At 47.2% G+C, this 16,156-nt stretch carries 14 protein-coding genes; 13 read left to right on the forward strand and 1 reads right to left on the reverse strand.

Features of this window, described 5'->3' with window-relative positions; translation table 11 throughout:
• The first annotated feature begins 135 nt into the window (after positions 1-135).
• The 9 genes from BLT53_RS04875 to BLT53_RS04915 are packed head-to-tail and all read left to right on the forward strand — an operon-like array spanning position 136 to position 10,328.
• On the forward strand, positions 136-1,062 hold the full coding sequence (locus BLT53_RS04875) for an aspartate carbamoyltransferase catalytic subunit (protein ID WP_090233182.1): 927 nt from the start codon (positions 136-138) through the stop codon (positions 1,060-1,062).
• Complete coding sequence (locus BLT53_RS04880; RefSeq protein ID WP_090233184.1) at positions 1,037-2,323, forward strand: dihydroorotase; 1,287 nt, start codon at positions 1,037-1,039, stop codon at positions 2,321-2,323. The genes BLT53_RS04875 and BLT53_RS04880 overlap by 26 nt, the downstream gene beginning before the upstream one ends.
• On the forward strand, positions 2,320-3,423 hold the full coding sequence (locus tag BLT53_RS04885; RefSeq protein WP_090233185.1) for a carbamoyl phosphate synthase small subunit: 1,104 nt from the start codon (positions 2,320-2,322) through the stop codon (positions 3,421-3,423). The genes BLT53_RS04880 and BLT53_RS04885 overlap by 4 nt, the downstream gene beginning before the upstream one ends.
• Complete coding sequence (carB, locus tag BLT53_RS04890) at positions 3,408-6,611, forward strand: carbamoyl-phosphate synthase large subunit (RefSeq protein WP_090233186.1); 3,204 nt, start codon at positions 3,408-3,410, stop codon at positions 6,609-6,611. Before BLT53_RS04885 ends, carB begins: the two co-directional genes overlap by 16 nt.
• On the forward strand, positions 6,608-7,381 hold the full coding sequence (locus BLT53_RS04895; RefSeq protein ID WP_090233188.1) for a dihydroorotate dehydrogenase electron transfer subunit: 774 nt from the start codon (positions 6,608-6,610) through the stop codon (positions 7,379-7,381). The genes carB and BLT53_RS04895 overlap by 4 nt, the downstream gene beginning before the upstream one ends.
• A complete protein-coding gene (locus tag BLT53_RS04900) occupies positions 7,378-8,316 on the forward strand; it encodes a dihydroorotate dehydrogenase (protein ID WP_090233189.1) in 939 nt (312 codons plus the stop codon). Before BLT53_RS04895 ends, BLT53_RS04900 begins: the two co-directional genes overlap by 4 nt.
• Positions 8,289-9,035, forward strand: a complete 747-nt coding sequence (gene pyrF / locus BLT53_RS04905; RefSeq protein ID WP_090233190.1) for an orotidine-5'-phosphate decarboxylase — start codon at positions 8,289-8,291, stop codon at positions 9,033-9,035. Before BLT53_RS04900 ends, pyrF begins: the two co-directional genes overlap by 28 nt.
• Entirely contained in the window at positions 9,016-9,645 is a 630-nt protein-coding gene (gene pyrE, locus BLT53_RS04910) for an orotate phosphoribosyltransferase (RefSeq protein WP_090233192.1), read from the forward strand. The genes pyrF and pyrE overlap by 20 nt, the downstream gene beginning before the upstream one ends.
• 35 nt (positions 9,646-9,680) lie before the next feature.
• On the forward strand, positions 9,681-10,328 hold the full coding sequence (locus BLT53_RS04915) for a class I SAM-dependent methyltransferase (RefSeq protein ID WP_244520463.1): 648 nt from the start codon (positions 9,681-9,683) through the stop codon (positions 10,326-10,328).
• A 20-nt stretch (positions 10,329-10,348) separates the two neighbouring features.
• Here BLT53_RS04915 and BLT53_RS04920 read toward each other — a convergent pair whose 3' ends face one another.
• Positions 10,349-12,052, reverse strand: a complete 1,704-nt coding sequence (locus BLT53_RS04920; protein WP_090233194.1) for an Rqc2 family fibronectin-binding protein — start codon at positions 12,050-12,052, stop codon at positions 10,349-10,351.
• Between the two features lie 95 nt (positions 12,053-12,147).
• Here BLT53_RS04920 and BLT53_RS04925 point away from each other — a divergent pair, with 95 nt between their 5' ends.
• The 4 genes from BLT53_RS04925 (at position 12,148) to rpoZ (ending at position 16,134) form a co-directional block, all read left to right on the forward strand.
• On the forward strand, positions 12,148-14,814 hold the full coding sequence (locus BLT53_RS04925; RefSeq protein ID WP_090233195.1) for a calcium-translocating P-type ATPase, SERCA-type: 2,667 nt from the start codon (positions 12,148-12,150) through the stop codon (positions 14,812-14,814).
• 223 nt (positions 14,815-15,037) lie between these two features.
• The gene (gene remA, locus BLT53_RS04930; RefSeq protein WP_061971570.1) at positions 15,038-15,301 is read left to right on the forward strand and encodes an extracellular matrix/biofilm regulator RemA; all 264 of its coding nucleotides are present in this window, start codon (positions 15,038-15,040) and stop codon (positions 15,299-15,301) included.
• A gap of 12 nt (positions 15,302-15,313) precedes the next feature.
• Entirely contained in the window at positions 15,314-15,928 is a 615-nt protein-coding gene (gene gmk, locus BLT53_RS04935) for a guanylate kinase (RefSeq protein ID WP_090233197.1), read from the forward strand.
• 2 nt (positions 15,929-15,930) lie between these two features.
• Positions 15,931-16,134: a DNA-directed RNA polymerase subunit omega gene (gene rpoZ, locus BLT53_RS04940; protein ID WP_061969326.1), complete on the forward strand. Its 204-nt coding sequence runs from the start codon at positions 15,931-15,933 to the stop codon at positions 16,132-16,134.
• The last annotated feature ends 22 nt before the right edge of the window (positions 16,135-16,156 follow it).

The following is a 16,156-nucleotide window of genomic DNA, read 5'->3' on the forward strand; positions in this document are numbered from 1 at the left end:
TTTAACTAAGTACGAGAGACTTAAAAGGGTGAATCCGGTAAGGAAGAGGCAATTTAAGCTCTTTCTGGCCGGCTGCACCCTGACAACTCAAGTCAGGGTGTTTTTTATAAAAAAATAAAGACTGGAGCTGATCTCATGAAACATTTGCTTACGATAAATGACCTGTCTCTAATGGAAATTGAACAAATACTGCACGATGCCCAAAGTTTTTCAAAAGGCGAAAAATGGAACCCGGCCGAAAAAACGTTTGTCGCCAACTTGTTTTTTGAACCGAGCACAAGAACGCGAATGAGCTTTGAAGTGGCACAAAAAAAATTGGGATTTGAGGTGTTAAACCTTGACTGTGGTTTTTCCAGCACCCAAAAGGGCGAAACCCTGTATGACACAGTCCGGACAATGGAGGAAATTGGAGCAAAGGCTGCTGTGATCCGCCACAGCAAAGACCGGTATTTTGAAGAACTGGCTGGAAAGGTAAACATTCCGATCATTAATGCAGGAGACGGATGCGGCAACCATCCAACACAGTCGTTACTTGATCTGCTCACCATACAGCAGGAATTTATCGTCCTTCAGGGTTTGAAAGTGGTCATCGTTGGCGATATCCGGCATAGCCGGGTGGCACGGTCCAACGCTGAAATCCTGCACCGCCTTGGCGCAAAGGTCTATTTTTCAGGACCAAGAGAGTGGTATGATGCATCGCTTGCAGAAGACCACTACCTTCCGATGGATGAAGCTTGTGAGATGGCGGATGTGTTGATGATGCTCCGCATCCAGCATGAAAGACACGAATGTAAAAGCGGCATGACATCGGGGCAGTATCACGAGGCGTATGGTTTAACTCCGGCTCGTGAAAAACGGATGAAAGATCAGGCAATCATCATGCATCCAGCCCCTGTGAACCGTGGAGTAGAGATTGCAGATGAACTGGTGGAATGTGAGAGATCCAGAATCTTCAAGCAGATGAACAATGGTGTTTTTGTCAGAATGGCCGTTTTGAAATGGGCACTTGAAGAAAATTTAAAGGAGGAAACAGCAAATGGGTATCTTGTTAAAGGGTGGTAAGGTTTTAACTGGTGCAAATGAACAGAAGGACCTCGATATTTTGGTAGAAGGTACAAAAATTGCAAAGGTGGGGAACAGCCTGCCGGAAGACGGTCATACCGTCATCGACGTGGCCGGCAAACTCATTACTCCCGGACTTGTTGATCTACATATTCATTTGCGGGAGCCTGGCGGTGAACAAAAGGAAACGATCGAAACTGGAACAAAAGCAGCCGCAAGAGGCGGGTTTACAACAGTTGCGGCAATGCCTAATACGAAGCCGGTGCCGGATAACGTTGAACAGCTTCAATGGGTCAACGAGCGGATTAAGGAAACGGGAGATGTCCGGGTGCTTCCGTATGCTTCGATTACCGTAAGACAGGCTGGAAAAGAACTAACAGACTTTGAAGGATTAAAAAATGCAGGTGCTTTTGCGTTTACTGATGATGGAGTAGGCGTACAATCAGCAGATATGATGCTGCAGGCCATGCAGCTGGCAAAGCAGAATGATGCAGTTATTGTGGCTCACTGTGAGGAAAATACACTTATCCATAAAGGCGCTGTTCATGAAGGTGTCTTTTCAGAAAAGCACGGACTAAATGGAATTCCTTCGATTTGTGAGGCGGTTCAGATTGCGCGCGATGTGCTTTTGGCAGAAGCAGCCGGCGCACGATATCATGTCTGCCATGTCAGCACCAAGGAATCGGTTCGGGTGATAAAAGATGCAAAAGCGGCGGGTATCAAAGTGACAGCAGAAGTCACTCCCCATCATCTATTGCTTTGTGATGAAGACATTCCAGGGATGGACGCCAATTACAAAATGAATCCCCCGCTCAGAAGCAAAGAGGACCGGGAGGCATTGATTGAGGCTTACCGATCAGGTGTCATTGACTTCCTCGCAACAGATCATGCTCCGCACACAAAGGAGGATAAAGAGCAGGGAATGGAACTAGCGCCGTTTGGTATCGTGGGACTTGAGACAGCATTCCCGCTTTTGTACACCCACCTTGTGCAAAAAGGGATTTTAACTCTGCAGGAATTGGTTGATGGCTTTACCAGCAAACCGTCCGAGGCCTTTGAACTTTCTTTTGGCAAAATTGAAAGTGGCGGAATTGCCGATCTGACCGTCATTGATCTTGAGCATGAAGAAAAAATCAATCCTGAAAATTTCTTTTCAAAAGGAAAAAATACCCCATTTGCCGGATGGACCTGCAAAGGCTGGCCGGTTCTTACAATAGTGGAAGGCAGCATTAAGTATGAGAAGGAGAGTGTTCACGCATGAGAAGGAATCTTGTATTAGAAGACGGTACTGTTTTTGCCGGGACAGGCTTTGGCAGTGAAAAAGAAAGAGATGGCGAGGTTGTATTCAATACCGGAATGACAGGCTATCAGGAAATTTTGTCAGACCCGTCTTACTGCGGCCAAATCGTAACCCTGACCTATCCGCTGATCGGTAATTATGGTGTGAACCGCCAGGATTTTGAATCGATTTCTCCCGCTGTCCACGGATTGATTGTTCATGAGGCGTGCTCACTGCCAAGCCACTATCAGTCGCTCGGAACGCTGGATGAACTGCTGAAAGAAAAGAACATTCCCGGACTCAAAGGGATTGATACAAGAAAACTGACCCGTCTTATCCGTAAGCACGGAACACTGAAGGGCAAGCTGGTCGCAGGAGATGCCGACATCACTGCTGTAGTAGAAGAATTAAAGTCTTCACCGTCTCGTACGGACCAGGTGAAAACAGTATCCACACAAACGCCTTATCATTTGCCGAATACAGGCAAACGAGTGGTGGTTGTAGACTATGGGGCAAAAAGCGGCATTTTGCGGGAATTATCCCGTCGTAACTGCGATGTCATTGTGGTACCCCACAACACAACGGCTTCGGAAATTCTGCTTTTGAATCCGGATGGAATCCTGTTAAGCAATGGACCTGGGGATCCAAAGGATGTTCCCGAAGCACTTCCGATGATCAAAACAATCCTGGAGGAAACGATTCCGCTGTTTGGAATCTGCCTCGGGCATCAGCTGTTTGCACTGGCACACGGTGCGAATACAGAAAAACTGAAGTTTGGGCACAGAGGATCCAACCACCCGGTCAAGGATCTTGCTACCGGAAAAATAACAATGACAGCCCAGAACCATGGATATACGGTGCGGACGGAATCTCTTGCGGATACAGAGCTTGAACTGACACATGTGGCTGTCAATGACGGAACGGCTGAAGGGCTGGGGCATAAAACAAAGCCTGCTTTCTCTGTCCAATACCATCCCGAAGCATCACCAGGGCCAATGGATGCAAATCCGCTGTTTGAAAAGTTCATGAATATGATGGAAACTGCCAAGGAAAAGGGGAATAAACTATGCCTAAACGCTTAGATATTAAAAAAATACTAGTCATCGGATCCGGTCCTATCGTGATCGGACAAGCAGCAGAATTTGATTATGCCGGTACCCAAGCGTGCCAGGCCCTGAAGGAAGAGGGCTACGAAGTAATTCTGGTCAACTCCAACCCCGCCACCATCATGACGGATACAACGATGGCTGATAAAGTGTTTATCGAACCGCTTACGGTACCTTTTGTCAGCCGAATCATCCGCCAGGAGCGCCCGGACGGAATTCTTGCGACGCTCGGCGGCCAGACAGGGCTTAACCTTGCCGTGGAATTATCCGAAAGCGGCATTCTTGAAGAATGCGGCGTTGAATTGCTGGGCACCACACTCGCCAGTATTCAGCAGGCAGAGGATCGTGAACTTTTCAGAGGGCTGATGAATGAATTGAACGAACCGGTTCCGGAAAGTGAAATCATCCGTACTCTGGATGAAGCAAAAGCTTTTACAGAAGAAATCGGATATCCGGTCATCATTCGCCCGGCGTTCACTCTTGGGGGAACGGGCGGAGGAATTGCCAACAATGAAGAAGAGCTGAACGAAGTCGTGGCAAGCGGCTTGCACGCAAGTCCGGTGCACCAGGTGCTGCTTGAAAAAAGCATCGCCGGCTTTAAAGAAATAGAATATGAAGTGATGCGTGACAGCAATGACACTTCCATCGTGGTCTGTAACATGGAAAACATCGATCCTGTTGGCATTCATACCGGAGATTCGATTGTCGTGGCACCAAGTCAGACACTGAGCGACAGAGATTATCAGCTTTTGAGAAATGCTTCCCTGAAAATCATCCGCGCTCTGAAGATTGAAGGTGGCTGTAACGTTCAACTGGCGCTTGATCCGGACAGCAGCAACTATTACATCATTGAAGTTAATCCAAGGGTGAGCCGCTCATCTGCCCTTGCTTCCAAAGCGACCGGGTATCCGATCGCAAAAATTGCCGCGAAGATTGCGGTGGGCTATACCCTGGATGAAATTAAAAATCCAGTAACAGGTTCTACTTATGCTAGCTTTGAACCGGCGCTTGATTATATCGTAACCAAAATTCCGCGCTGGCCATTTGACAAGTTCGAAGGAGCCAACCGCAAGCTTGGTACGCAAATGAAAGCTACAGGTGAAGTGATGGCGATCGGGCGGAATTTGGAAGAATCCCTCTTAAAAGCGGTCCGTTCACTTGAAACCAAATGCTACCACCTTGAACTTGACCGTCCGAAGCAATCACGGGAAGAGCTGATCCCAGTCCTTACAGATGCCGATGACGAAAGAATTTATCATGTGGCCCAGGCATTCAGAATTGGAATGACCGTACAGGAAATCTGGGAACTGACAAAAATAGATCTGTTTTTCCTTGAGAAAATTAAAGGCATCATTGATCTTGAGCAGAATGTTCGCAACAATGTAGGAGACATGGAGCTGCTCAAAACTGCAAAAGAAAAAGGGTTCAGTGACGTGTGGCTTGCCAACGCATGGAACATGACCGAAAAAGAAATGTATACCCTCCGTACAAATGAGGGCATCCGGCCAGTTTATAAAATGGTTGACACTTGTGCCGCTGAATTTGAATCCGAAACACCATACTACTACGGGACGTATGCCGAGGAAAATGAATCCATTCTGACTGAAAGGGAAAGTGTTCTGGTACTCGGTTCCGGCCCAATCCGCATCGGACAGGGAATTGAATTTGATTATGCAACGGTTCATACCGTATGGGCCATTAAAGAAGCAGGCTATGAAGCAATTATTATTAACAATAATCCGGAAACAGTTTCTACCGATTTCAGCACATCAGATAAACTTTATTTTGAACCGCTTACGGTCGAAGATGTAATGCATGTGATTGACCAGGAAAAACCAAAAGGGGTCATCGTGCAATTTGGCGGGCAAACCGCGATCAATCTTGCAGCAGCTCTTCATGAGCGCGGAGTGGCCATTTTAGGAACATCTCTTGACAGCATGGACCGTGCGGAAGACCGTGACCGGTTTGAACAGGCGATGCAGTCGCTGAATATCCCGCAGCCAGACGGAGCTACGGCCTTCTCGGTAAAAGAAGCACAGGTCATTGCAGAGCGAATCGGCTATCCGGTTCTGGTACGTCCTTCGTATGTGCTGGGCGGAAGAGCGATGGAAATTGTCTATAAAGAAAAGGAACTTCTTCAGTACATGGAAAATGCAGTAAGGGTGAATCCGGAGCATCCGGTACTGATCGACCGATATCTTGAAGGAAAAGAAGTGGAAGTTGACGCGATTTCTGATGGTAAAGATGTGTTTATTCCTGGTATCATGGAGCACATTGAGCGTGCAGGCGTCCACTCCGGCGACTCCATTGCCGTCTATCCGCCACAGCGTCTTACACCTGGGCAGAAAGAAAAGATCATTGACCGCACCATTTCAATGGCACGCGGACTTGGCATTGTCGGATTGCTGAACATCCAGTTTGTCCTGCACAAAGATGAAGTGTACGTATTGGAAGTAAACCCGCGCTCCAGCCGAACAGTTCCATTCTTAAGCAAAATCACAGGAATTCCGATGGCCAATCTTGCGACTAAAGTGATCCTTGGAACTCCACTGAGTGAAATGGGCTATTCAACCGGATATGCACCAGAACAAGAAGAAGTGTTCGTTAAGGTACCGGTTTTCTCCTTTGCGAAGCTGCGCAGAGTGGATACCTACCTGAGCCCCGAAATGAAATCAACCGGAGAAGTAATGGGAAGAGATACAACACTGCAAAAAGCGCTTTACAAGGGACTTGTGGCTTCAGGAATGAAAATACCAACCTATGGAACGGTCCTGTTCACAGTTGCTGACAAGGATAAGCCGGAGGCATTGCGTCTCATGAAACGTTTTTATGAGATCGGCTATACGATTATGGCAACAGAAGGTACTGCCAACTACCTGAAAGAACAGCAGATTCCGGTTACAGTCGTTCATAAGATTGGAAGCAAGGAACGAAACTTGCTGGATGTGATCCGCCAGGGAGAAGCACAATTTGTGGTGAATACACTAACAAAAGGAAAAGTACCGGCACGCGACGGTTTCCGCATCCGAAGGGAATCCTCTGAAAACGGAGTTGTTTGTCTGACAAGTCTGGACACCGCTGAAGCCCTGCTTGGGGTGTTGGAATCTCTTACCTTTACAGCGAGACAAATGCCCGCTTTTGAAAAGGATCGTGTGCTTGTATGAAAAAAGAATTCGTTCAGGTGATTTCTCAAAAGGAAATCGCACATCAAATTTTTGAACTGAAAGTGCGGGGAGAAGTCGTTGCCGATATGACCTCTCCCGGACAGTTTGTCCACCTGCGGGTCAGTGACAGTTTTCAGCCGCTCCTGCGAAGGCCGATTTCCATCTGTGACGTTGATGTGAAAAGCAAGACATTAACGATGCTGTACCGCAAAGAAGGGGCAGGTACAGTACTCCTCAGCCATAAAAGAGAGGGAGAAACCGTCGATCTCCTTGGACCGCTTGGAAACGGTTTTCCACTTGATACATTGTCTGCTGGACAAACGGCACTGCTTGTCGGCGGAGGAATTGGCGTCCCTCCATTGTACTATCTGGCCAAAGAGCTTAAGAGACGCGGTATGAATATCGTATCGGTACTTGGATTTCAGTCGGAGCAAGACGCGTTTTACAATGAAGAGTTCGCTGAACTGGGAGAGGTTTTTATCTCCACAGTCGATGGTTCGCTTGGAACCAAAGGGTTTGTCACTGATGTGCTGAAAAATGAGGACATAAATTATGACTTGCTATACTCGTGCGGGCCGACGGTCATGCTTAAAGCCCTGGAAGCGCAGATTCCGGATGCGAACGGATTCTTTTCTCTGGAAGAACGAATGGGCTGTGGCATTGGGGCATGCTTTGCCTGTGTCTGCCATGTAAACGGCGGTTCGCCCTCGGACTATGTGAAAATTTGCAGCAATGGACCTGTATTTCCGATCGGGAGGGTGGCACTATGAACAAACTGACTGTAAGCCTGCCAGGGTTAGAGATGAAAAATCCGATCATGCCCGCATCCGGCTGTTTCGGCTTTGGAAAAGAATACGCCGGGTTTTATGACTTGTCTGTGCTTGGTGCAGCGGCAATCAAAGCGGCAACACGGGAACCAAGGTTTGGCAATCCGACACCGAGAGTAGCAGAAACACACAGCGGAATGCTCAACGCTATAGGTCTGCAAAATCCTGGTGTGGACCAGATCATGGAAAACGAACTTCCGCATCTTCAATCGTATGACCTGCCGATTGTGGCTAATATCGCAGGATCAACCGAAGAAGATTATTGTGAAGTTGCCCGCAAGATTTCCCGGCATCCACAAGTTTCAGTTCTGGAGCTGAACATCTCCTGTCCGAACGTAAAAGAAGGCGGGATCCAGTTTGGGACAGACGCAGCGACGGCAGCGGCGCTTACAAAAAAGGTTAAGGCTGTTTCATCCAAACCCGTCTATGTAAAGCTGTCACCAAACGTTTCAAATATTACAGAGATGGCGCTTGCGGTAGAAGAAGCTGGTGCAGACGGGCTGTCCATGATTAACACATTGCTCGGCATGAGAATTGACTTGAAAACACGCAAACCGGTGATTGCCAATAAAACTGGCGGCCTGTCAGGCCCTGCCATCAAACCAGTAGCCATCCGTATGATCCATGAGGTCAGCCAGGCGGTGTCCATTCCCATCATCGGCATGGGCGGCGTGAGCTCGGCTGAAGATGTGATCGAATTTATGCTTGCCGGGGCTTCTGCCGTTGCCATCGGTACCGCAAACTTTGTTGATCCTTACATTTGCCCGGAGATCATTTCCCAGTTGCCGAAGCTATTGGAAAAAATGAATGTTGATCATATCACTGAACTTATTGGAGGGAGCTGGAAGGAATGCGGAACCCCATCATTATCGCGCTAGATTTTCCCGGCAAAAAGGAGGTAGAAGCATTTATTGACCCTTTTAATTCTTTTTTGAAGGAAACGGAAGAACTGCAAATATGGGTTAAAGTTGGAATGGAATTGTTCTATCAGGAAGGTCCCCAGTTCATCTCCTTCTTAAAAGAAAAAGGGTTTCGCATTTTTCTTGACCTAAAGCTTCATGACATCCCGACGACTGTTCAAAAAGCGATGAACCGGATTGCCGGGCTTGGTGTGGATATGGTCAATGTGCATGCGGCTGGAGGTACCGAAATGATGAAGCGGGCCATTGAGGGGCTGAACACCGGGACTCTTGGGGCTAGGCGGCCATTGTGCATTGCGGTCACGCAGTTGACCAGCACTTCACCGGCAATGCTGCAAAGTGAGCTTTTGATCAAGGAATCCATGGATTCCACGGTTAGCCATTATGCTAGTCTAGCTAAAGAAAGCGGACTTGACGGAGTCGTCTGTTCGCCGCTGGAAGTGCCCCACATGAAGGCCGTCTGTGGTGAAGACTTTTTAGCGGTAACACCGGGAATCCGTCTCTCAGGGGAAAATAAAAATGATCAGATCAGAACGGCAGATCCTGCTGCAGCAAAAAAGCTGGGATCGGATTTTATTGTGGTCGGCAGAAGCATTACCGGATCAGCCAATCCATTAGAAACTTACTTGACGATACAAAAAGAATGGGGGATTTTTCATGAAACAACAAATTGCTAAAGACTTGCTTTCCATTAAAGCGGTCACACTTTCTGTAGAAGAGCCGTATACCTGGTCGTCAGGACTTCGGTCTCCCATTTATTGTGATAACCGATTAACACTTTCTTATCCGCAAGTGCGCAATCATATTGCGGAAGGATTGAAAAAACTCGTGCTTGAACAATTTCCACAGACGGAAATGATCTCTGGAACGGCAACCGCTGGCATTCCGCATGCGGCGTTGCTTGCAGACCGGCTGAATCTTCCGATGAGCTATGTAAGAAGCAGCGCAAAATCTCACGGTAAAGGCAAGCAAATTGAAGGAAAAGCGGAGCCGGGAATGAATGTAGTGGTTGTGGAAGATTTGATTTCAACCGGTGGAAGCGTCATTACTGCGGTAAACGCGTTGCGGGAAGCAGGCTGCAACGTTCTTGGGGTGGTCGCTGTGTTTTCCTATGAACTTTCAAAAGGCGCCGCCAATCTGAAAGAGCATGGAATAAAGGTGCAAACTCTTACCGATTTTAGTACATTAATAGAAACGGCCTCACAAGAAGGCTATATTACAAAGGATAACCTATCTCACTTGCTGCAGTGGAAAGAAGATCCGGAAAACTGGCTGCAGAAGGCGTAACGGGAAAATGGAAGGAGCGCTTCTGATTGAGAAAAATGAATGGGGAAGAATTTGATGAATTGGTCTCTTTTTTTGACAGTATGGCCAGAACAGAGTGGCTTTCATGGGTTCACGATACATTAAAAGAAAAAACAGGTTCCTGGGAGGACAAAAACGTGCTTGATGTGGGCTGTGGAACGGGGAGACTGCTGCTCCGGGGAGCAGATGAAGCAGCCAAGCTGACGGGAATCGACCTTTCCTCCGAAATGGTAAAAGCCAGTATTCAGAATTTCTTTCTCCACAATCGAAGCGAAAAGAGTGAATTCGTCGTGGGAGATGCCTGTGATCTGCCCTTTAATGATGCATCCTTTGATTTGGCTCTGTCGACATGTGTCATGTTTTTGCTTCCTGAACCTGAACTGGGAATTAAAGAAATGATTCGTGTTCTGAAAACCTGTGGGACGATCGGGATGCTGAATCCGTCAGAAAAGATGAACCAAAAAGAAGCGTTCCAGTATTGCAAAGTCCATCAGATCAGCGGATTTGAACAAACAGCCATGCTGAAATGGGCCAATGTATCAACAAGGAGGCATCGTTACTCCTCCGGTGAACTTAGCGCTCTCCTGGAAAAGAATGGCCTTTTTGATGTGGAGCATTATGAAGTACTGGATGGTCTGGCCATTGTCACCATTGCAAAAAAATAGCCGGGAGCTTTTGCTCCCGGCTATTTTTTTAATTTCATTAGTTGATCCTCATCCGGTGTCACATATAACGTTTGTTGCTGATCATAAATGACAAAGCCCGGCTTGGCGCCTGACGGCTTTTTCACATGCCGAATGAGCGTGTAATCGACGGGAACTGATCCCGAGTGTTTGGCCTTGCTGAAATAAGCGGCGAGTCCGGCAGCTTCAAGAAGTGTCGTCTCGCTTACATCCTCAGCCTTTATGACCACATGGGATCCTGGAATATCCTTCGTGTGAAGCCATGTTTCATTCTGGCGCGAGGCTTTAAATGTCAAATAATCATTTTGCTTATTGTTCTTGCCGACAAGAATGGTTGTACCATCCGAGGATTGATAAGTTTCAAGGACCGGTTTATCATTTTTTTTGGATTTTTGAACTTTTCTTCTTCTAACATAACCCTGTTCCTCAAGTTCCTCGCGGATGCCGGCCACGTCCCTTACGGAGGCTGATTCCATCTGCTGAATCAGACTTTCAAAATAGGCCAGCTCTTCATACGTCTTCTCCAACTGCTCCTCAATATAAGCTACAGAGCTTTTGAGTTTGTTATATTTTTTAAAATACTGTTGAGCATTTTCCGACGGGCCTTTTTTCGGATTCAGCGCAATGGTGATCATCGGCTGATCTTCTTCGTAATAGTTGGCGACCTCAATTTCCTTTTGGCCTTTTTTTACCATGTAAAGATGAGCAGTCAGCAATTCTCCAAGCACTTTGAACGTATCTGCTTTCTCGGTATCGGTTAGCGAGGCATTGAGCTTCTTTACCTTTTTTTTCAGCTTGTTATATTCGTTGTGCAGGAGCTTTTCAAGATCGGCAGCCTGTTGTTTCACTCTGTCCCGCTCTGCTTTGCCGTAATAAAAACGGTCGAGCAGCTCTCCTGTGGTTGAAAAGTCCTTTTTCTCGCCATCCAGATGGGTAAGGGCAACCACGGAAAAGTACTCTTTTCCCTGTGAAACGACCATTTGAGGAGAATAGTTATGGCTATTGATTTCCTCCATCATCCCAATAAAAGCCTCAGAAAGAGCTTCTTTGGTAGATAATCCGGCACGGTGGTTGATTTCCTTGCCAAGAAGGGGGGACAGTCCGCTGTACAGCTGGACGATCTGACGTTCAATTTTGCCTTCGTTCCACTGGATTTTCCGGATGAAGCCCTCGGGTGTTTCCTTGAGAGGGGAATGTTTTTCCTGTGGGGGCGGCGCGATATATTGCTGCCCGGGCAGCAGGGTGCGGTACCGGTTCAGGGAAGGCGGTATATGCTTGATGCAATCCGCGATTAATCCTGTTTTGTCATCTACAAGAATAATGTTGCTATGCCTGCCCATGATTTCGATAATGAGCGTTTTATAGGCAATGTCACCAATTTCATCCCTGTTTTTTACTTTAATATGAATGATTCGTTCCAGATTTACCTGTTCAATTGATTCGATCACCGATCCTTCCATATGCTTTCTAAGCAGCATGCAAAACATGGGAGGGATGGCGGGATTGTCATAGGATTGTTCCGTCAATTGAACCCTGCTGAAAGAGGGATTGGCGGAGACCAGTAATTTATGATTCCTTCCGCCGGCTCTTACTGTAAACAGCAAATCGGTTTTATCAGGCTGATAAATTTTTGTGATTTTACCGGATTGAAGTTTATTCTTGATTTCATGGGAAACTGCGCGTGTTGCAATTCCGTCAAAACTCATAATCTCACCTCTGTTTCTCTCCATAATAGTATAGCATTATTGCGGACATGCCTGCATATAAATGGCTATATACGTTACAAGGCAGAGGTGGAGAAATGAATTGGTATGAACTTTCGAAGGAAGAGGTTGAACGGCTGACCGGGAGCAATTTGGAGATCGGGCTGAGCGAAAAGGAAAGCCAGAAGAAGCTCAAGTCGGCAGGCTATAACCAGCTGCAGGAAGGGAAAAAACCATCCGCCCTTCTCGTTTTCTTTGCTCAGTTTAAAGATTTTATGGTTCTTGTGCTGCTGGCAGCAACACTCCTTTCCGGTTTGCTAGGGGAGTATCTGGATGCCATCGCGATTATCCTCATCGTTATCATGAACGGGATTTTGGGTTTCATTCAGGAACGAAAGGCGGAAAAGTCGCTCAGTGCTCTTAGGGAGCTATCGGCACCTTCGGCTATGGTCATGAGGAACGGCAGCTGGAGCCCAATTTCGGCGAAAGAACTGGTGCCTGGGGATCTTGTGAGATTGTCAGCGGGAGACAGGGTGGGTGCGGATATCCGGATGGTCTCAGCCAAAGGATTGTATATCGAAGAATCGGCATTGACCGGCGAATCCATTCCGGTTCAAAAAAAATCGGAAGCCATCCGGGGAAGCGGTCTCGCGCTTGGCGACCAAAGCAATATGGCTTTTATGGGTACCATGGCTACACGCGGCAGCGGGACAGGCATTGTGATTGCAACAGGCATGAATACGGAAATGGGGAAAATCGCTCATTTGATTCAAAATGCAGATGCGCTTGCCACCCCTTTGCAATTGAAGCTCGAGCAGCTTGGAAAAGTTTTGATCGGACTGGCCCTGCTTCTGACAGTTCTGGTAGTCGTGACCGGTGTGTACAGAGGACATGATTTATACAGCATGGTGCTTGCGGGAGTTTCACTGGCCGTTGCTGCCATTCCCGAAGGCTTGCCAGCTATAGTCACGATTGCCCTTGCCCTAGGCGTACAGAAGATGATCAAGCGGAGAGCTATTGTCCGCAAGCTTCCATCCGTGGAAACGCTCGGCTGCGCAACCGTTATCTGCTCGGATAAAACCGGTACGCTTACACAAAACAAGATGACAGTAACTCATTTATGGAGTGAGGGTGTAACATGGAACGTAACGGGAAGCGGCTATGATACAGAAGGAGATTTTTTAAGGAACGGACAAAAAACTAGAGTGGATCAGCATGATGGGCTGCTTCAGCTGCTGTCTTACGGAGCCATTTGCAACAATGCGGAGCTTCAGGAAAGCGGGAGGATAATGGGTGACCCCACCGAAGCTGCTTTACTAATCAGTGCGGCCAAGGCTGGATTAGCCAAAGAATCGATGCTCGATGCCCTTGAAATTATTGACGAAGTTCCTTTTGATTCCATGAGAAAAATGATGAGTGTGGTAGTTAGGAATACTAACGGGGAAATGTTTTTAATCGCAAAAGGAGCACCTGATGTTTTGCTCGAGAAAAGTGATTATGTGCTTTGGGATGGCCGTCGCCAGCTACTGAAACAAAATCATACCGAACAGGTTAAAGAAGCGATCATGGGCCTAGGCAGCCAGGCGCTCCGGACCATCGCGGTTGCTTATAAACCGATCAACGGCAAGGATGACCCCGTTTCGGGTTCATCCTATGAAAATCATCTGACGTTCGTTGGGCTTCAAGGAATGATCGACCCTCCGAGAGAGGAAGTGAAAGAGAGCATCGAACGTTGCCATGAGGCGGGTATCAAAACGGTTATGATTACAGGAGATCACGCGGTGACAGCGAGCGCCATTGCCAGACAGCTTAATATTCTTCCCAAGGGAGGAAAAGTCGTCGACGGTGCCGCACTGTCGCTCATGTCTGAGGATGATCTTGTCCGGGAAGCAGAAAACATTTATGTGTACGCCCGCGTTTCCCCGGAACACAAGCTCAAAATCGTGAAAGCACTCCAAAAAAGAGGACACATTGTGGCAATGACCGGCGATGGAGTCAATGATGCGCCTGCGATTAAATCTGCCAATATCGGCATCGCGATGGGAATCACAGGAACGGACGTGGCCAAAGAAGCATCCTCTCTTGTGTTGAGCGATGACAATTTTGCAACGATTCGGGCAGCGATCGAAGAAGGCAGAAACATCTATGAAAATATCAGGAAGTTCATCCGCTACCTACTGGCTTCCAATGTTGGAGAAATTCTTGTGATGCTGTTTGCCATGATTCTTTCCATGCCCATGCCGCTCGTTCCCATTCAGATTCTTTGGGTCAATCTCGTGACGGACGGTTTGCCTGCGATGGCCCTCGGTATTGATCCGGCGGAGGATAATGTCATGAAGCGGGCGCCAAGAAAACCGAACGAAGGGGTATTTTCAAGAGGCTTGGGCTGGAAGATTATCTCCCGTGGATTCATGATTGGCGCAGTTACGATACTTGCATTTTGGACTGCGTTGAACGAGCATCCCGATCAGCTTATGAAAGCCCAGACCGTCGCTTTTTGTACACTCGTTATGGCCCAGCTCATTCATGTGTTTGACTGCCGGAGTGAGCGGTCGGTCCTTCACCGGAATCCGTTTGGCAACATGGCCCTTGTGCTGGCTGTGCTGTCCTCTGTGGCCCTACTTCTTGTCGTCATGTATATCGGGCCGCTGCAGGGGATTTTTCACACGGTTCCACTGTCATTCCGTGATTGGCTGCTTGTTATGGGAATGGCCGCTATACCCACTTTTGCCCTTACTGGGTTTCAAGCTTTCAAAAAACTGTAGGCAAAGAGCCGAAAGTGATAGGAACAGTAAACCTGTTTTTATCACTTTTTTGGGTTCTGGCTTGTATACAAAGCTAAAATTGTTTAGAATAACGAAGGAATATGTTAAAATGATATAAATGTGCTGGGTACGGACATATCCATACATGTAATTAATTTGTACATAAATGATTATGATCTTGCTCGTTCTGGCTAGAATAGAACTACCAACGTTAGGAGCGGTTATATACATGAAGTTAATAAATATTGGTTATGGAAACATTGTTGCAGCACACCGAATCATATCCGTTGTCAGTCCGGAATCAGCACCGATCAAGCGCCTTATTACGATGGCGAGGGACGGAAACATGCTTATTGACGCCACTTACGGCAGGCGGACAAGAGCGGTCATCATTACCGACAGCGATCATGTTGTCCTTTCTGCTGTCCAGCCTGAAACAGTGGCACAGCGGCTGCTCTCAATTGAAGAGGGAACGGAAGAAAATTAGGTGGAGGTAAGTATGGATATAGAACGGGGCATTTTGTTTGTGCTCTCAGGACCTTCCGGTGTCGGCAAGGGAACTGTTTGCAAAGCATTGCGTGCGCAAAAACTGGATATCCAATATTCGGTTTCAGCAACTACCCGCACTCCGCGCGCCGGAGAAGTTCATGGGGTAGATTATTTTTTCAAAACTAAAGAAGAATTTCAACATATGATTGAAAATAATGAGCTTCTTGAGTGGGCAGAATATGTTGGCAATTTTTACGGGACACCGATCGAGTATGTGAATCAGACACTTGATGAGGGCCGGGATGTTATTTTGGAAATTGAAGTCCAGGGGGCACTTCAGGTGAGAAAAACGTTCCCTGAGGGGGTATTTATCTTTCTGACACCGCCAAGCCTTGAGGAATTGCGAAGCCGTATTGTGGGCAGGGGCACAGAAACCGAGGACCTTATCAACAACCGGATGACCGTTGCAAGGGAAGAAATCGAAATGATGCAGCACTACGATTATTCGGTAGTGAATGATGAAATAAGCAGTGCCTGCAGCAGGATCCAGTCCATCATTACGTCAGAACACTGTAAAGTTGACCGGGTCACTAACCGCTATAAAAAATTACTGGGAGATGAATAACTATGCTTTATCCTTCAATTGATGCCCTCATGGACAAAATTGATTCTAAATACTCACTGGTCACTCTTTCTTCGAAACGGGCAAGAGAGATTCAAAGAAGCAATAACGGAATTGTTGAAAAGCCAGTTTCCCATAAATATGTCGGAAAAGCGCTTGAAGAAATCTACGCTGGTTATCTAACGTCCAAAAAGACTGACTCGGAATGAGAACAATAACAACCTATGAGAA

This window comes from Fictibacillus solisalsi, assembly GCF_900103485.1.
In the GTDB taxonomy this organism is placed as follows: Bacteria; Bacillota; Bacilli; order Bacillales; family Fictibacillaceae; genus Fictibacillus_C; species Fictibacillus_C solisalsi.